15 protein-coding genes and 2 pseudogenes are annotated in these 16,677 nt (G+C 70.0%); 13 read left to right on the forward strand and 4 right to left on the reverse strand.

What is annotated here, in order from left to right; genetic code table 11:
* The first annotated feature begins 42 nt into the window (after window positions 1–42).
* Genes ACZ6EM_RS16785 through ACZ6EM_RS16815 form a run of 7 tightly spaced genes read left to right on the forward strand, consistent with a single transcriptional unit; the run spans window position 43 to window position 7,996 of the window.
* A complete protein-coding gene (locus tag ACZ6EM_RS16785; protein WP_465772636.1) occupies window positions 43–2,052 on the forward strand; it encodes a radical SAM protein in 2,010 nt (669 codons plus the stop codon).
* A gap of 11 nt (window positions 2,053–2,063) precedes the next feature.
* Complete coding sequence (locus tag ACZ6EM_RS16790; protein ID WP_465772637.1) at window positions 2,064–3,263, forward strand: glycosyltransferase; 1,200 nt, start codon at window positions 2,064–2,066, stop codon at window positions 3,261–3,263.
* Window positions 3,260–4,300: a radical SAM/SPASM domain-containing protein gene (locus tag ACZ6EM_RS16795; RefSeq protein ID WP_465772638.1), complete on the forward strand. Its 1,041-nt coding sequence runs from the start codon at window positions 3,260–3,262 to the stop codon at window positions 4,298–4,300. Before ACZ6EM_RS16790 ends, ACZ6EM_RS16795 begins: the two co-directional genes overlap by 4 nt.
* Window positions 4,293–5,945 (forward strand): pyridoxal phosphate-dependent decarboxylase family protein, encoded by a 1,653-nt coding sequence (locus ACZ6EM_RS16800; RefSeq protein WP_465772639.1) that lies wholly within the window; start codon window positions 4,293–4,295, stop codon window positions 5,943–5,945. The genes ACZ6EM_RS16795 and ACZ6EM_RS16800 overlap by 8 nt, the downstream gene beginning before the upstream one ends.
* 5 nt (window positions 5,946–5,950) lie before the next feature.
* Window positions 5,951–6,748 carry a hypothetical protein gene (locus tag ACZ6EM_RS16805; RefSeq protein ID WP_465772640.1) on the forward strand — a complete coding sequence of 266 codons (798 nt, stop codon included), beginning with the start codon at window positions 5,951–5,953 and terminating at the stop codon, window positions 6,746–6,748.
* Complete coding sequence (locus tag ACZ6EM_RS16810; protein WP_465772641.1) at window positions 6,741–7,475, forward strand: sulfotransferase family protein; 735 nt, start codon at window positions 6,741–6,743, stop codon at window positions 7,473–7,475. The genes ACZ6EM_RS16805 and ACZ6EM_RS16810 overlap by 8 nt, the downstream gene beginning before the upstream one ends.
* Entirely contained in the window at window positions 7,472–7,996 is a 525-nt protein-coding gene (locus tag ACZ6EM_RS16815; protein ID WP_465772642.1) for an adenylyl-sulfate kinase, read from the forward strand. The genes ACZ6EM_RS16810 and ACZ6EM_RS16815 overlap by 4 nt, the downstream gene beginning before the upstream one ends.
* Before the next feature lie 13 nt (window positions 7,997–8,009).
* Here ACZ6EM_RS16815 and ACZ6EM_RS16820 read toward each other — a convergent pair whose 3' ends face one another.
* The 3 genes from ACZ6EM_RS16820 to ACZ6EM_RS16830 form a co-directional block, all read right to left on the reverse strand.
* A complete protein-coding gene (locus ACZ6EM_RS16820; protein ID WP_465772643.1) occupies window positions 8,010–8,867 on the reverse strand; it encodes a methyltransferase domain-containing protein in 858 nt (285 codons plus the stop codon).
* Window positions 8,868–9,092: 225 nt separating this feature from the next.
* Window positions 9,093–9,947, reverse strand: coding sequence for an IclR family transcriptional regulator domain-containing protein (locus tag ACZ6EM_RS16825; RefSeq protein WP_465772644.1), 855 nt, complete (start codon window positions 9,945–9,947; stop codon window positions 9,093–9,095).
* A gap of 105 nt (window positions 9,948–10,052) precedes the next feature.
* Entirely contained in the window at window positions 10,053–11,000 is a 948-nt protein-coding gene (locus ACZ6EM_RS16830; RefSeq protein ID WP_465772645.1) for a quinone oxidoreductase family protein, read from the reverse strand.
* A gap of 855 nt (window positions 11,001–11,855) precedes the next feature.
* Between ACZ6EM_RS16830 and ACZ6EM_RS16835 the strand changes: the two genes are divergently transcribed.
* The 5 genes and pseudogenes from ACZ6EM_RS16835 to ACZ6EM_RS16855 all read left to right on the forward strand — a co-directional run.
* The gene (locus tag ACZ6EM_RS16835) at window positions 11,856–12,179 is read left to right on the forward strand and encodes a transcriptional regulator (protein WP_465772646.1); all 324 of its coding nucleotides are present in this window, start codon (window positions 11,856–11,858) and stop codon (window positions 12,177–12,179) included.
* A gap of 1 nt (window position 12,180) precedes the next feature.
* Window positions 12,181–13,128 (forward strand): hypothetical protein, encoded by a 948-nt coding sequence (locus ACZ6EM_RS16840; RefSeq protein ID WP_465772647.1) that lies wholly within the window; start codon window positions 12,181–12,183, stop codon window positions 13,126–13,128.
* 101 nt (window positions 13,129–13,229) lie between these two features.
* Entirely contained in the window at window positions 13,230–13,937 is a 708-nt protein-coding gene (locus tag ACZ6EM_RS16845; RefSeq protein WP_465772648.1) for an ATP-binding protein, read from the forward strand.
* A gap of 110 nt (window positions 13,938–14,047) precedes the next feature.
* Complete coding sequence (locus ACZ6EM_RS16850; protein WP_465772649.1) at window positions 14,048–14,620, forward strand: WhiB family transcriptional regulator; 573 nt, start codon at window positions 14,048–14,050, stop codon at window positions 14,618–14,620.
* Window positions 14,617–15,055: pseudogene (locus tag ACZ6EM_RS16855) on the forward strand (DUF2637 domain-containing protein); the annotation flags it as partial. The gene ACZ6EM_RS16850 and the pseudogene ACZ6EM_RS16855, both read left to right, overlap by 4 nt.
* A gap of 839 nt (window positions 15,056–15,894) precedes the next feature.
* On the opposite strand, the pseudogene ACZ6EM_RS16860 reads toward ACZ6EM_RS16855, so the two are convergent.
* A pseudogene (locus ACZ6EM_RS16860) lies at window positions 15,895–16,158 on the reverse strand (recombinase family protein); the annotation flags it as partial.
* A gap of 122 nt (window positions 16,159–16,280) precedes the next feature.
* On the opposite strand from ACZ6EM_RS16860, the gene ACZ6EM_RS16865 reads away from it, so the two are divergent.
* A complete protein-coding gene (locus tag ACZ6EM_RS16865) occupies window positions 16,281–16,670 on the forward strand; it encodes a cytochrome P450 (protein ID WP_465772715.1) in 390 nt (129 codons plus the stop codon).
* Window positions 16,671–16,677: the final 7 nt, after the last annotated feature.

Genomic DNA, 16,677 nt, shown 5'->3' on the forward strand with positions numbered 1-16,677 from the left:
GTACCGCCCCGATCCACACCATTCCCGACCGAGAGGTCTACCGTGATCAGTGACGCGATCCCACTCTCCACCAGCGACGCAGCGCACATCTCCTTCGCGGACGGCTATGTCTTCCACGTCCGCGGGGGCCAGATCACCGCCCCGGGCGAGCCGTGCCCGTGCGCCGGCCTGGAAGCGGTCCACCAGGTCACGGCCTACCGGGAGGCGTACCCGCAGGCCCAGTTGTCCCTGACCGACCAGTGCAACATGGCCTGCACGTACTGCTCGTTCCGCGACCGGGTCCACGCCGACGGCAAGCCCGTGACGATCCCCCTGGAGACGGTGGTGCAGGGTCTCGCGACCCACCGCAAGCGGCTCGGCGAGGAGAACGCGCGGTACAGCCGGATCGACTTCGGGCTCGCCGGCGAGACGATGCTGGTGCGCCACATGCACGAGGAGGTCCAGGCCCTGGTGGAGGAGGGCCTGGCCACGTCGCCGGTCAGCGTGGTGTGGGCCGGGCCGATGGTCACCAACGCGACGCTGTCGATGACGGCCGAACTCGCCGACCGGCTCGGCCCGCCCCAGGACATCAGCCTCGACGGTCCCAAGGACGTCCACGACCGGGTCCGCTTCTACACGGGCGACCGGGGCGGCACCTACGACCACGTGCGGCCCGTCCTGGACCGGGTACTGGCCCGCCACCCCGGCATGGGCGTCTCCGCGGTGCTGACCGCGTACTGCACCGACTTCGTCGCGATCTTCCGCCACCTCTTCGAGGACGTCGGCGCCCGCAACATCTACATGAAGCCGGTCAACGCGACCCACGACAAGGACTACGCCCTCAACGCCGCCACGCTGCCGGCCTTCCGCCGGGGCTACGCAGACCTCGTCGAGCACATCCTCGGCCAGCCGCCGGAGGGCATCCTCGCCCGACTGCTCGCCCTGAACTCCGAGGACTTCTTCATGCGGTACTTCTACCGGGTGAAGGACCGCGCGGCGCAGGTCTACCGGTGCGGAGCAGGCAAGAGCGGCACGTACCTGGACACCAACGGCAACCTCTACCCCTGCGCGCACTTCATCGGGAAGTCCGGCTGGCACATCGGACACGCTTCCACCGGCGTCGAGGACAGCGAACGCAGCCGCTACCTCAACCTGGTCGTCGACGACCGCGACGGGTGCTCCACCTGCCCGTCGCGGTACGTCTGCGGCGGCGGCTGCTACTACCAGGCCGTGCTGGCGAACGGGGACATCACCAAGCCCGACGACGTCAAGTGCGACCTGATCCGGTTCCTCACCGACTTGGCGGTCCGTCTCGTCATCACGCTGCGCGAGAAGCACCCCGAGGTGCTGGACGCCCTCCCGGCCCCGTACGGGCTCACCGACGAGGCCCTTACCGCACCCCCCGAGGCCGACTACGTGCCGGCGGCCCGCCTGCACGCGACCTCGGGCAACGAAGACGCGGTGATCCCGCTGGTTGGGCCGGGTCGTCTCCGGGGAGGGTTGGTGAACCCGGAAGGCCTGCGCGCTCGGCTCTCGCTCGACGACGGTCACCTCGCGGTCCGTCTGGACTTCGGGGGCACGCCCAGCATCGTGCGTGCCGTCCGAGTCCGGCTGCAGCCGCTGGGATCGGGCACCTTCACCCTGCACGACCTCGCCGCCCAACAGTGGCCGGGCGAGCAGCAGCTGAGTTGCAGCCGCGACGGCGCCCGGTGGCTCCAGGCCCCGACCGCCCGCTTCCGCCGCGTTCCGCACCCCGACCCCATCTGGGAGGACGCCGTCGACGTCGACCTGTCCTGGGCACCCCAGCAGGTGCGGCTCACGGTGCCCCTGCCCGCACAGGAGCTGGTGGCCGAGCTGGGGGTGAACGTGTTCGTCGACTTCGAGGACGGCGGCTGGACCGCCCTGACCCTGCACGAGCCGTTCGCGCTCCTCGACCGCTCCCGCGCCGGAGTCCTGCGGTTGTCGGGACCGGAAGCACCCGTGCACCCGGAAGCGGCCAGTGTGAACGGGCGGATGCCCGCCGGGCTCACCCCGATCGGCCGCTGGGCCGGTCTCCAGGGCAACACCTGCTGAGGGGTGGAACGGTGCGCATCCTCTTGACGACCCACCGATTCGCGGACGACGCCGCCGGCGGCACGGAGATCCTGGCCGATGACCTGACCCAGGCGCTGAAAGCCCGTGGCCTGCACGTCAGTTGGCTCGCAGCGGGCGAACCGCCACCGCCGCACCGCCGCACGGCCGATGAGTACCTGAGCGTGCCCGCGGCCTTTGCCGACGACTACCCCGTCGGCTGGCTTGCCCAGGAGACGAAGCAGGCCCAACGCATCGCGCAGGTGCTCGCGACGCGCCCGGCCATCGATGTCGTTCACGTGCTGCACTTCAGCCGCATCGGCCTGGAGTTCCTGAACACTCCGTCCCTGCGAGGGGTGCCCGTCGTCGCGACGCTGACCGACTACACCGCGGTCTGCCCAGACCACCAGCTCGTCATCCGGTCCACCAGCACACAGTGCACCGCGACCGCGGCATCCCGGAACTGCCTCGGATGCCTCGACGCCCCCAAGAACGCTCTCGACGACGTGGAGCGATGGCGGGTACGGAACATCGCCTGGCTGAACGACCGAGTACAAGCCGTGTGGACTCAGACACCGCACCAAGCCGTGGAATTGGCAACAGCGGGCGTCGACATGGGCAAGATCGTCCGCGACCGGGCCCGCTACGGGCTGCCCGCCGGCTGGGCGCCGCTCACCGCCAGCGGACCCACTGGAGGCTACCTGCTGTTTCTGGGCAGATGCTCACCCGAGAAGGGCCTTCATCTCCTGCTCGACGCCTACCGCAGCAGCCGCACCGAACTCCCGCTGGTGATCGCGACCGTGCCGGACGACGGCAGCTACGAGGAACAGATGCGCGCCGACGCTGCCGGGAACCCCCGGGTGCGCTGGCTTCCCCCGCACTCGCGCACCGAGGTCGGCCCGCTACTGGCCGACGCGCAGGCCCTGCTCGTGCCCTCGCAGTGGTGGGAGAACCACCCGCTCGTGGCGCACGAGGCACGGGCCCTGGGCGTTCCCGTGTGGTCCTCGGCGGTCCCGTCCATGCGCCACCTCGCCGACGACCCCGGCATCCACCTCGTCGAGGACTACCAGGACCCGGCTGCCTGGACGCGGGCGATCGAGACGGCATCCGAGCACCCGGCCCCCTGGGCGCCGTCGTTCGGCCGCCGGGCGCAGAAGTTCGAGCTGTTCGCCGACGAGACCGTCTCCGTGTACCGGAAGGTGGTAGCCAGATGATGCCCGAGGACACGCCGATCACGGTGCCCGAACGGTTCCAGAAGTTCCTCGTCACCGACGACTTCGACCGCTACGGCCTCACTCCCGGCCGGCCCACCCTCACTCCGCAGTACCTACAGGTGGAACTCACCGACCTGTGCAACCTCGCCTGCGCCGGCTGCCTGCGCGCCGTCCACGAGAGCAACGGTGGCCACCTGTCGCTGGAAGTGTTCGTCGCGCTCCTCGACCAACTCCCCGACCTGGACCACGTCTCCTTCGTCGGCGGGGGAGAGGCACTGATCGTCGGTGACTTCGCCGCCTACGTCCAGTTGTGCACCGACCGCTCCGTCTTCACCTCGACGAACACCAATGGCCTGCTCGTACGCCGTCGGCTCCGGCCGGTCCTCGACGCCGGGCTCAGGCTGCTCGCCATCAGTGTCGACGGCGCGGACGACGTCACGCTCGGTCGGATGCGCTCAGGGTTGCGCCTCACCCAACTGAGCACGGCCCTGCGAGAAGCGGTCAGGCTGACCGAGGACCGGGCGACGGGGCTTTCCGCCGCGGTGACGCTCTCGACCGTGAACCTGGATCAGTTCCCGGCGATTGTCAACTTCGTCGCCGACCACGGTGTGAAGCGCGTGAGCGTGGAGAGCCTGCACCACTGGGGCGAGGACAAGACCCTCAACGCCGAGTCCCTGTTCGCCCTCCCACCACGGGACGTCGTGCCACACCTGGAGGTCGGGCTCGCACGGGCCGACGAACTCGGCCTGCAATTGTCGATCTTCGACTACTCCCGCCTCGCCTCCCCGGCCGCCGCAGATGCCGTGTGCCCCTGGCCGTGGGACGCCAGCTACATCACCAAGGACGGCGATGTCACGCCGTGCTGTGTCCACATGGAGTCCTCGCAGGGCAACGTGCTCGGCAACATCCACCAGACGCCGATGACCGAGATCTGGACCTCGCCGCCGTACCGGTCCCTACGGGACTCCTTCCTCCAGGGCCCCGCCTGGTCCTCGTGCGACGGCTGCGTGTATCGAATGGAGTTCGGACGTGCTTGACCCCCAACCGCCCGCCCTGCTGAGCAGCCGGCCCGTCGGCGAAAGCCGGAAGATGCTGCACCGCGCGGTCGACCTCGGACTCGACTTCGCCACCGGCAAGCTGCGCGACCACCGCGTACTGCGGCACGCGACGGTCCAGCAACTCATCGACCAACTCTCCGAGTCGATCCCCGTCACCGGGAGCAGCGACGACCAGCTGATGAGCTCCCTGGGTGAGATCGCCCGCTGGTCGATCGCCCAGGCCGACCCGCGCTACCTCGCCTTCCCGGACACGGGCGACAGCCTCGCCGCTCTCGCGGCTGACATCGTCGCCACCTTCCTCAACCAGAACCTCATCGCCTTCGACCGCAGCGCGCCCGCCGCCAGCGTGATCGAAGCCCAGCTGATCACCTGGTTGCGGGAACTCATCGGCTACCAGGTCACGCCGTTGGCCGAGTACCAGGGACTCGCCTCGCTCGGCGGGATGTGGACCTCCGGCGGCAACATGAGCAACCACGTCGCCATCGCCGCCGCCCTCGCGCACACGTACCCCCAGGTCCGCCAAGGCGGCCTGCGCGCCCTTCCCGAACAGCCGGTGATCCTCCTCGCCGGCGGCGTCGAGCACTTCTCCTACCTCGCCGCCGCCCAAGCCCTCGGCCTCGGCACGGACGGCCTGCTGTGGGCCGATGCCACCCCGGACTTCACCAGCGACCCCCGCTCCATCGGACACCTGCTTGCCGCCCCACCGCCCGGCAAGCGGATCTTCATGGTCGTCGGAGTCGCCGGGAACTGCCGCACCACCGGCATCGACGACCTGCAGGCACTCGCCGACCTCTGTCAGCTGCACGGCGTGTGGTTCCACGTCGACGCCTGCCACGGCGGAAGCCTGCTCTTCTCCGAGAAACTCAAGATCCAGCTCGCAGGCATCGAACGCGCTGACTCCGTCGCCCTCGACCCCCACAAGGGCCTGTTCGTCTCCTACCCCTCCAGCTACGCGCTCTTCCGCGACCCGGCCGCGCTCGGCAGCTTCGCCCGCTACCCGGACCGCGCCGACGACCCCGACTGCCTCGACCTCGGGCTGATCACCCCTTTCTACGGCTCCCGCGGCTTCGAGTCGCTCAAGCTCTGGGCCCTCATGAAGCACCAGGGCACCGACGGTATCGGCCGGCTCGTCGAAGCCCGGCAAGCCACCTACCAGAGGATGGTCGACCTGCTGGATCGCACCAACAGCTTCCGCATGCTCGGCACGTCCGACTTCTACCGGTGCGCGTTCGTCTACCTGCCCGACCAGGTCGCCCACGTCCTCCAGGAGACCTACAGCCGACCGGAACTCCACCCGGCGGCGCGCGAACTCGTCTCCCGCTACACCGCGGCCTTCGCCGACCGCCTCTACCGCAGCGGCACCGTGGTCTTCGACCTCTTCGCCCTCCAGGACCTCGCCGATCGCATCGGACTCGGCACCGCCGCCAAGTACCAGGTCATGGGCATGTGCGTCGGCCATCCCCACATCGCCGACGAGGTCGAGCACGAGATCGAGCAGACCATCCTCGACCTCGCCCAGGAGTTCACCGCCGCCATGCTGACCGATGCCCGCACGATCCTCACCGCCCCGACGCCGTCCGACAGCGGTGCTGTGGCGGACGTGACCGGACCGGCGGGTTGGTGAGTGCCGTGACCTACCCGCCCGCGTTCACCATCGCCTACCTCGTCCACAGCGACGTCGAACTCCTGCGCCGCACCATCCCCACCACCCTGGACGCCCTGACCCGCGGCACCCGCCACCCGTACGACCTGGTCCTCGTCGTGGACGGCGCCGAAACCGCGCCGGTCGACGAGATCACCGAACTCGTCTACTCCACCTGGGGCTTCGACGAAGTCCGGCTACGCTGGCGCACCCGTCACCGGGCCTCCGGCGACCAGGCCAACAACATCCACACCCACTTCGTCACCGACAAGAGCCGCTTCCTGATCACCATCGAGGGTGACGTCGTCGCCTTCCGTGACCCGGGTGCGACGGACGTCCTCGCCGAGATCGCCGACACCTTCGACCGCTGCCCCCAACTCGCCCTCGCCCAGCGCATCGACGATCACGACTGCTGGCAGTGGCGACTCGAAGAAGCCGGTCCCGCCCTCAGCGCGGATACGCGCTCGGTCAACCGGGTCTCCTCCCACTTCCTGATCTACGACACCCAGCGGGCGCGACCCGTCATGGCCGCAGCCGGCGGCATCCCCGGCGACCGGTTCCACGACGACGGCCAGAACTGGATGAACTACGAGGACTGGCTCTCCCACACCTTCGCCCACCCCGCCGGGCCCGGCATCGGCTACCTGCACCAACTCTCGCTTCGGGTCTTCCACTGCGACGAGAAAACCGCTCCCGGCTCAGCCCACTACCGCCGAGACCTCGCGACCCGCCTGCGCGTCTTCGCCGAACGCGAGCAGCAGGCGAAGGAGGAGTTCCGTGCCTGACGACCGCCTCGTCCCCGCACCCGTCTTCATCCTCTCCCCGATCCGCTCCGGATCGACCCTGCTGCGCTGCCTGCTCGGCTCCCACCCGGACGTCCATGCCCCGCACGAGCTCCACCTCGGAGGCCTCACCGTCACGGTCGACGACGAGTTCACCGACCTCGCCATGCGCACCCTCAACCACGAGCGCCAGGACCTCGAACACCTGCTGTGGGATCGACTGCTGCACAGCCAACTCACCGAATCCGGCAAGACCGTGTTCGCCGAGAAGTCCCCCGGCAACGTCTTCATCTGGCAGCGGCTCGTCGACTGCTGGCCCGACGCCCGTTACATCATCCTGCGCCGCCACCCGGTGGCCATCGCCGACTCCATCCGCCGCGCCGGCGACGCCACCGACCTCGCCGAAGCCGCCGTCACCGTCGACAAGTTCGCCACCGCCCTCGACGAAGCCGCCGCCAACGTCCCCACCTCCATCAGCGTCACCTACGAACAGCTGACCGCGGAGCCGGAAGCGACCTGCAAGGTGCTGTGCAAGTACATCGGCATCTCCTGGCAGCCGACCATGCTCGACTACGGGCGCCACGACCACGGCCCGTTCATCTACGGCATCGGCGACTGGTCCCCCCAGATCATCTCCGGACGCATCCAGGACGCCACCCCGCCCCCCTCCGTTGCGACGACCCCACCGCTGCTCAAGCACTGGTGCGAGAAGTGGGGCTACTCGGCGTGAACCAGTCACGCTCCGCTGCGGTCTTCTGGTTCATGGGCCTGCCGGCCTCCGGCAAGACCACCCTCGCCCGCCGACTCCGCACCCACCTCCAACCCGAGCACCACGATTGCGGTCTCTACGACGCCGATGAGCAACGGACCATCGGTGTCCTGCGCAACCTCGGCTGGTCCACAGAAGACCGCATCGCCACCATCGAGGCGCTCTCGCACGCTGCCGGCCGGCACTCCATCGGCATCGTCACGCTCGTGACCTCCACGCCGGCGGAACGACGGCTCGCCGCCGACCTCATCGGCCAACGACTCCACCTCATCCACGTCCGCGCACCCGAAGAACTCCGGTACGCCCGCGACGCCCTCCGCCCCTCACCCGCCTACCGTGCGAACCCTGCACCTTATGCACCAGAGCTCTCCTGGACGGAACCCGAGCACCCGGCGCTCACCTTGGACACCACGGGTTCGGTCGATGCCTCAGTGAAGGCCCTCTGCACCTTCGCCGACCGCGTCCTACGGGGCGGTACTTAGTAGCGGACGACCATCACGCCGCAGCGGGACGGCCCGGTGCGCAGTCACTGTCAGGCCCGGGCGGAACACCGTCCCGCACCGACGGATCGACGTCGTTGGTCAACAGCTCTTCACGAGGACGCTCGGCGACCGCGATGAAGGCCAGCTCCGAGAAGAAGAATCCGCCCAGGTGGTCTGCCTCACACACCGCCGCGTACCACTCCTCGACATCGGCCGCACTGACCGAACCCCGACCATGCCTGGCGGCGGACAGCATGGCCTTCCGGATCTGGCCAATCCGGTCCTCCGCGTGCCCCGACAATTCGGTCGACCACGTCAACAGCGGTTCGACGCTCACCAGCTTCAGTGGACTCCGCGCGAGCAGCAGCCCGAGCTTCCGTCCGACACGTCCGTCCGCGTGATCCATCCAGCTCTGGGCATCGTCCGCAAAGGTGTGGCAGAGCCGTCGATCAAGGTCTGCATCCGCGCCGGCGATCACCAAGGAGTCGAAGTCGACGTGTGCGAGGATCGCCCGTCCGCCCGGCCGCAGGATCCGCGCGACCTCGACCAGCATCCGCTCCGGGCGAGGCAGGCACTCGATGGTGTTGTACGAAACGACGATGTCTGCGCTCTCGTCCCCGCATGGAAGCGGGGTACGCAGGTCCGCTGCAAGCGTCACCACTGGACCGCGGTGCGCCTGGAGCTCCTGCCGCGCCTGCCTCAGGAAGGTGACAGACCTGTCGATCCCGATCAGCGTGGCCTCGGGAGCCATCCGGCTCAGCGCGAGAAGCGTCGGCCCGGAACCGCAGCCGAGATCGACGACCTGGCTGTGGGCCGTCGGTGCGATCAGCTCGGCAAGTCGGGAATGGATCGCCTCGGCACTGTCGGACACGACACGACCCCATCCTCATCGTGGCCCGCCTGCGTTCCGCGCGGCGGCCCATCTAAGACATGTACACACAATATGTGACAAATAAGACCACGTCCTTCTGTCGGCAGTCGCATTGGCGCGGGGCTGCGTGGCACGATCCCGGCGGATCAGGCGGGCGGGGCTGCTGCGTGCTGCCGCCCGGTTGGTGTACGGGCGGCAGCACGCGACTGGTCCGGCTGCCGTGGGTCACATCGCGGCGGCGAGCGGGCTCGTGGTCAGCTCGCTGATGCTCTCGGCCGCCTTACGGGTGTGGTAGATCAACGGGCGGAGGTCGGCGGGCATTTCGGTGGTTCGCCGAAGCAGGAGGACGGCGCCCATGATGGAGTCGTGCCACAGGACCGGGGCCGCGACGGAGTCCCAGCCGGGCATGCATTCCTGGCGGCCGACGCCGAAGCCGAGCCGACGGATCTCGTCCAGGGACGCGGAGAGGGCATCGTTGTCGCGGATCACGCCGGGGCCGGCGGTGGGCGGGACTTCCTCGGCGAGGACCAGGTCGCAGATGCTCTGGGGGAGGTGGGCGAGGATGACGCGTCCGGAGGCTCCGGTGCGGAGGGAACGGGAGACGGAGACGACGTCCTCGGCGGACATGCCGACCTCGGCGGGGTCGAGGTCGCCGATGACGTAGTCGGTGCACAGCCGCTTCGCGCCGCCGAAGGGGGAGAGGACGTAGAGCAGGGCGAGGCCGCCGGTGGTGGCGTGGAGGCCTTCGAGGATCGTGTGGGTCGAGGCGGCGCTGGGGGAGTGGGTCATCGCCTGGACGCCGGCGCGGGCGGTGCCGGCGCCGAGGCGGTAGCGGCCCCGGCCGACCTGTTCGAAGGTGCCGTCGGTGACGCCGGTCTTCAGGATGCGGTGGGTGGTGGCGTCGTCGAGTCCGGCGGCGCCGGCGATGGCGCGCAGGGAGTGGACCTCGCCAGGGAGTTGGGTGAAGGCGGCCTGGACGGCGAAGGCGCGGGCTGCGAGCGAGGACGGCGGCTTGCTCGACGATGCGTCCTGGTGCTGAGCGGGCACGGCGTCGGACGTGGTGGTGCTGGTGAGGGTCATGGGTGGCTTCCGGAGGTCGTCGCGCCGTCCGGCGACGGCGCGATGGGGGCGTGCCGGGGTAACCCGTCGGGTGCGGGTGTACGGGCAGCTCGACGGGCCGAGTGGTCAGCGGTCGAGGTCAAGCACGACCTTGCCGCTGGTGAGACGGGCGGCGAGGTCGTGGTGGGCCTGGCGGGCCTGGCCGAGCTTGTAGACCGGGCCGTTGAGTGGCTTGAGCCAGCCGTCGGCGACCGCCGCGAACAGCGCGGACATCGAGTCGTTGAGGTGGGTGCGGGAGGGATAGAGATTCGGCAGCCAGAAGCCGCTGACGGCCTTGGAGCCGGCTAGCAGGCTGGTGATCGGCACGAGCCCCTCCGCGCCGGTGACGGCGCCGAACACCGCGAGGCGCCCGCGGGGGGTGAGGGCGGCGAGGGTGGCGTGGAAGACGTCGCCGCCGGTCATCTCCATGGCGGCCGACACGGGACCGCCGGCGGCCTCCAGGATCCGGGCGGTGAGGCCCTCGGGGCTGGAGGAGTCGACGACGGCGTCCGCGCCCAGAGCGGTGGCGGTGCGGCGCTTTTCCTCGCTGGAGGCCATGGCGATGACCTTCGCACCCGCGTGCTTCGCGAGCTGGACGGCGAGCGAGCCGACCCCGCCGGCCGCGGCCGGGACGAGCACGGTGTCGTCGGCGGTGACCCGCAGGTCGGTGAAGAGCAGGTGCCACGCGGTGTTGCCCTGAAGGGTGAGGGCGATGGCGTCGTGGTCGGCGATGCCGTCCGGGACCTCGAAGGCGAGCTTGCGGTGGACGACGGCGGTCTCGGCGTAGCCGCCGCCGCGGCTGAGCGCGATGTAGCGGCGCCCGTCCTCGGCTGTGCCGAGGACCTCGTTGCCCGGGATGAACGGGGTGGGCATGGGGGCGGGGTACGAGCCTTCGCGCAGGTGGATGTCGGCGTAGTTCACGCCGGCCAGCCGGGTGCGGAGACGAAGGTGGCCGGGGCGGAGCTCCGGCTCGGGCATCTCGGTCGGCTCCAGAACTTCCGGGCCGCCGAACTCCCGCACAGCTATTGCGCGCATGTTGTTCAAACCTAAATATTGCACGGTGGATTCTCGCTGAAGCGCCCATCGGTGGTGCGCTCGGACAGCGAATATACCTGGCGTAGAAATGCGGAATCCGCTGCGCATATAGGGGAGGCGCGCACGAGGACGTGGCGAGTGGTATTCGTCACGTGACGCTCCGTGGCCGAATCCGAGTGGTTGCTCACTGTGAGAATGCAAGGTGGAGGCCTTGCTGTCGCTCACTGCTCCGCTTGCGGAGCGTTGCCGGGACGCCTGGTGGAGATCATTTCTCAGTCTCCGAAAATACCCTGCTCCTACTCGCGTAGATCCCCTTGATTTCTTGACCGTATCCGGGTCGCTACTTAATGTCTTCCCTGCGGCAAGGGCTTGCCGCGCATTATTGATGGGGAATCATGTTATGAGGCTTCAGCTGAATCCGGGCTCGGTCGCCACCTGCGCAGCCCATCGTCCTGAGATCTCGCGAATCGGGCGGAATCACCGCGAGTGAGAATGCCTGCGGCCTGGCGGCCACAGATGGTGACCGCGAGCCGGGAGGCCTACGAGAACGACACCGGCCGGTGGCCACAGGCCGTGACACAGAACTGTGTACGCCGCCGACGAGGCCGCACGGACAACACGCTGGATCTGTCGGGCGCGCTGCCCCTATGGTGCTGCTCCCGCCGCAAGCAGGCCGGCGGACCGGGACGCGAGCAACCGGCTCAGCGCCCCCTGAAATGAGACCGGCGTCCTGGAGCTACCAACTCCTGGACGCCGGGCCCGACGCCCCAAGAGGCGCCGATTCACTACCACGTGCACGCGGGACTTCTTCGCACGAGACCGCCGCGCACGTTCCTACGAAGCACGGAGTATCGCATGCCCGCCATACCCAGCGGAACCCCGACCTGCCCGGCCCCGGACACCCGGCCACGCCTGGCGGCCAAGCTCACCGACATGATCCCGGGCGCCGCTAAGGTCGCCGTCGGCTCCACGGACCCGGTGACACGGTGGCCCCACGCCTACGCCCGCGCCGCCGACGCCGCAGGACGCCCGGTCCGGCTGAGCCCCGTCGCCCGACGGGTCGTCGCACGCTGGGTCGTCCGGGCCCACCCGGACGCCGACTGGACGAGGCCGCACATCCTGGACCTCATCACCGGGCAGCTCACCGCCGCCGACCACACACCGGTCTGGGGCCGCTGACATGGCGCGAATACGCTCCATCAAGCCGGAGACCTGGGTGAGCGAGACGCTCGCCGAGGTGTCCATCCCCGCGGTGCTCACCTTCCTCGGCATGACCAACCATGCCGACGACCACGGCAGACACCGTGACAACGCGGCGGTCGTCTACGGCCTCATCTGGCCGCTGCGTGACGAGGTGAGCCGCACGGACGTCGAGGACCACCTCCGGCAGCTTGCCGCCGCCGACGCCATCTGCCGGTACACCGGCTGCGACGGCCGCCGGTACTTCCACTACCCGACCTGGCGCAACCACCAGAAGATCGACAAGCCCAGCCTGTCCCGGCTGCCCGCGTGCCCGCACTGCGAGCCGGAGCGGTGCGGCGTCTGCAAGGGCCCCTGCATCCAGCGGGCCGCCCTCGCCGATGCCCCGGGAACAGCTGCCGAGGGTGTCGCGAACGCTCCCCGAGTGTTCGCCGAAACCTCGGCGAACACTCCGGCAGCCCTCCAGCAGTCGCAGGAGCCCTTCCCGGTGTCTCCCGCCCAAACGGCTCCTGACACAGCCGAAGCGGTGAACCCGAGGGTCGACGCCGAGCACGTGCCGGTCCCGACCCCCAGGAAAATCGCAGGTCAGGCGGCATTCGGCGAAGCCTCCCCGAAGGCTCGCCGAACCCTCCCGGAGTCCTCGGCGCCTGGATCTAGGATCTTGGATCCTGGATCTTCTTTCCCTACGGGGCGCCAGGCGCCCGACGCGGACACCGTCTCGGCCGGTCAGCTGATCGGCGAGTACGTCGCCGCCTGCGCCGAGCGCCCGCCGGGCAACGTGCTCGGCCACCTCGGCAAGGTCGTCAAGACCCTGCTGGACGAAGGCATCGCCGCTGACCACGTCCGCGCCGGGCTGCGGCGGTTCGCCGAGATCCAGGGCCACCCGTCCCGGCTGCCGAGCCTGGTCAATGACGCCATGAACGCATGAGGCGCCGGTTTGGCCCGGCCGGGATTCCGCCCTAACGTGCCCGCCCACCAGGCGTGGACCAACCCGGTCGACGCCGTCGCCGCCTACGCCGAGGAGCTGTGATGCGTACCCACCGCGACCCGCAGACCCTCGCCGACGCCCCCTCGGTGCTCGACCGGATGGCCCGGATCCTCGCCGCCCGGGGCATCGACTGGGCCACGGTCGACGCCCTCCCGGACGAGCCCGAGCCGTTCTCGACGGAGGACGCGTTGTCCGCCGGGATGCCACCGCGCTACCGCTCCGCCGTCGCCGACCACCCGCTGATCCTCGCCTGGACCCGGCAGGTCGCCGCCCAGGCCGCCGCCCCCAGCACCGGAGCACGCCGCCAGGTCACCACCGGCCCCAGCCTGCTGATGGCCGGGGTGACCGGTGCGGGCAAGACCCACCAGGCGTACGGCGCGGTCCGAGTGCTGGTGCAGGCCGGCGTCGGCGTGCGCTGGCGCGCCACCACCGCGGCCGACCTCTATGCCGAACTCCGTCCCAGCTCGGACACCGACGCCGAGCGGGTCCTCAGCGCCTACAGCCGGGTGCCGCTGCTGATCCTCGACGACCTCGGTGCGGCCAAGACGTCCGAGTTCGTCGAAGAGCAGACGTACCGGCTCGTCAATCGCCGGTACAACGCCATGCTCCCGACCCTGATCACCACCAACCTGCGGATCAGCGACCTCAAGGCGCACCTCGGCGACCGTGTCACCTCCCGGCTCGCCGAGATGACCACCCGGGTCGAGTTCGAACCGGTCGACCGCAGACGCCTCCAGCGCGCCGCCTGAGCCGCCGCTACGCCCGGCCGCCCCACGGCGAGCCGCCCGACTTCACCGACCCAGCGCACCTCTCCGCCGACGCCGACCCAGCGCGCGGAGAGCGATCGGAGCAACCCCGCATGACCACCACTACCAGCCCTGCCCGCCACCGCACCCTCGGCGACCACACCTGGCAGGACCAGGCCGCCTGCACCCCGACCGAGTACAACCCCGTCGACCCCGAGACCTTCTTCCCCGGGCCGGAAGACGCCGACAGGATCGCCACCGCCAAGGCCCTTTGCGCCCAGTGCCCCGTCGCCCGCGCCTGCCTGGACACCGCCCTCGAAACCGGCGACACCCACGGCATCCGCGGCGGCCTCACCGAGGAGGAACGCGAACCCCTGCACACCAGGATCAACGACCGCCTCGACTACAGCCGCGTCAACGACACCCTCGCCGGACGCGACATCCACCTCACCCGCGCCGAACGCCGCGCCGTCGTCCTCGCCGGATACCGCCAGGACGTCCCGGTCGAACGCCTCGCCTGGCTCCTCAAGATCACCGACGAGCACGCCCTCAAGCTCTACCGCGAAACCCGCCGAGCCATCCGCCACCGCCAGATCGCCGAAGAGGCCGCCCGCACGGCCACGACCGACCACAGCGCCACCAACACCGACCAGCTGACCCGCGACGCCTTCGGGACGGCCGCATGAGCACCACCACCGCGACCACCCCGACCAGCGCCCACATCACCGGCTGGGACCGCACGGTCGTCATCGCCCTCGGCGCCGCCGGCTGCGCGCTCTCCTACGACGCGCTCCAGCAGATGGCCATCGCCATCCACGTCCGAGGCCTCCTCACCTACCTCTTCCCGATCATCGTCGACGGCTTCATCGCCTACGGGGTACGCGCCCTGCTGGTCCTGCGCGACGCACCGCTGAGGGCCCGCGCCTACGTGTGGACGCTCTTCGGCGCGGCCACCGGGACGAGCCTGTGGGCCAACGCCCTGCACGCCGTGCGGCTCAACGATCTGCACACCGCAACCGGTGGACTGCGGCTGGGCGACACGGTGGTCGCAGTGTTGTCCACCATCGCCCCGCTCGCCCTGGCCGGCGCCGTCCACCTCTACATCCTCATCGCCCGCGGACCGGTCAACCCCGGTGACCGGAACGGTCACAGTGACCGACCGGCTGAGGCGGACCGGGGCCAGGTCGCCCCTGGCCTCGGGCAGGCCACCTCGGAACGGGCAGGGCTGACCGAGCGGCCGGTGGCACTGACCGCCGGTCAGGACAGCGCCGGTCACCCCGCCTCCGGTCGGCCGGTCAGCCGTCCGGTCACCGCACCGACGGCGCAGCCGCAGCTGACCCCGGTCAGCACGGTCAGCCTGACCAAGCCTGCTGACCGGGGCGGTCACCCGGACATCGACCGGCGGGTCACCGACCGACCGGCGGACAAGCCGCCGGTCACCTCCAGGCCGGTCGCCCGCACCGAGGGCACCGGTCAGCCGGTCACCACCCCGCCCGCCGACCCGCCGGTCACCAGCGCCGGGCCGCCACGGACCACCCCCGGGGGACTCGATGCCTTCGCTGGTGAGCGCACGGGCGAGGGAACGCGCCGGGACGCACTCCCTTTCGCCGCGGGTGGTGCCGCCGGCCAGGTCGGTCACGATGCGTTCGACGACCGGCCACTTGTCGCCGTGCCGCAGCTTGCGGTCCTTGCCGGCCACGAGACCGTACGGCGCTCGGCCGGACCATCGGCCCGTCTCGCGCTGCCGCGCCTTCGTGCTCTTGATGTTGTAGCTCAGCCGCTGGGAGAACTCGCGGGCCTGCTCGGCGCGGTCGATGATCCACCGGCGGTCGCGCTCGATCGAACTGTCCAGGCCCTCATAGTCAAAGATGACCCGGGCCTTGCCCAGGACCGGCCCGATCTCGTCGATCCCCTTGCGGGTGAAGCGGTCCATGGCGAAGTTCCAGAGGCAGGGCACCTCGCCGTTCATGACGGCAGCGAGGGCCTTGTCGAACTCCGGGCGGACGACGTCCGACCAGGCGGACAGGTTGTCCACCCAGACCTTCCGTACCCGCAGGCCCTCGCGGGCTGCCCACTTACGGCCGGCGGCTTCCTGCGCTTCGACGGACAGCAGGTCGCGCGGATCGGTGTTGCGGACGACCTGGGACTTCCGGAGATAGAGATCGACTTCCTGCACGGCAAACGGCCCTCCTCGAACCGGCCCCGTCTGGGGTTGGGGGGACATGTTTGCGTGTTTTTCCGGCCGTCGCCGGGAACGAGACCGTCCGCAACGGCCTGCCCGGCGGCCTGTACACCCTGCTCAGCCACCCGGAGCAGTACCAACTGCTGTGCGCGAACCCTGGCTTGGTGCCCTCCGCCGTCGAGGAGATGCTGCGCCACTGGGCGCCGGTGACGGATTTCCGCCGCACGGCGACGCGGGACGTGGAGCTGGGCGGCCGGACGATCCGGCGGGGCGACAAGGTGGTGGTCTACCACGCCTCCGCCAACCGGGACGCGGAGGTGTTCCCCGAGCCGGACCGCTTCGACATCACCCGCAGCCCGAACGACCACGTGAGCTTCGGCCACGGCCCGCACTTCTGCCTCGGTGCCCAACTCGCCCGGCTCCAGCTGCGATCGATGCTGCGCCGGCTGATCGAGCGGCTCCCCGGGCTCGCGCCGGTCCCGGGCCGGCCGCCGCGGCACCTGGTCTCCAACTTCCAGAACGGCCTCAAGTCGCTGCCGGTCCGGTGGACTTAGGAGGGAT

Source organism: Kitasatospora sp. NPDC041917 (assembly GCF_055589745.1).

Coding starts and splice junctions, on each gene's coding strand:
- ACZ6EM_RS16795 (WP_465772638.1), top strand. CDS start 3,260: ATGATGCCCGAGGACACGCCGATCACGGTGCCCGAACGGTTCCAGAAG.
- ACZ6EM_RS16825 (WP_465772644.1), bottom strand. CDS start 9,947: ATGACCCTCACCAGCACCACCACGTCCGACGCCGTGCCCGCTCAGCAC.
- ACZ6EM_RS16830 (WP_465772645.1), bottom strand. CDS start 11,000: ATGCGCGCAATAGCTGTGCGGGAGTTCGGCGGCCCGGAAGTTCTGGAG.
- ACZ6EM_RS16835 (WP_465772646.1), top strand. CDS start 11,856: ATGCCCGCCATACCCAGCGGAACCCCGACCTGCCCGGCCCCGGACACC.
- ACZ6EM_RS16840 (WP_465772647.1), top strand. CDS start 12,181: ATGGCGCGAATACGCTCCATCAAGCCGGAGACCTGGGTGAGCGAGACG.
- ACZ6EM_RS16845 (WP_465772648.1), top strand. CDS start 13,230: ATGCGTACCCACCGCGACCCGCAGACCCTCGCCGACGCCCCCTCGGTG.
- ACZ6EM_RS16850 (WP_465772649.1), top strand. CDS start 14,048: ATGACCACCACTACCAGCCCTGCCCGCCACCGCACCCTCGGCGACCAC.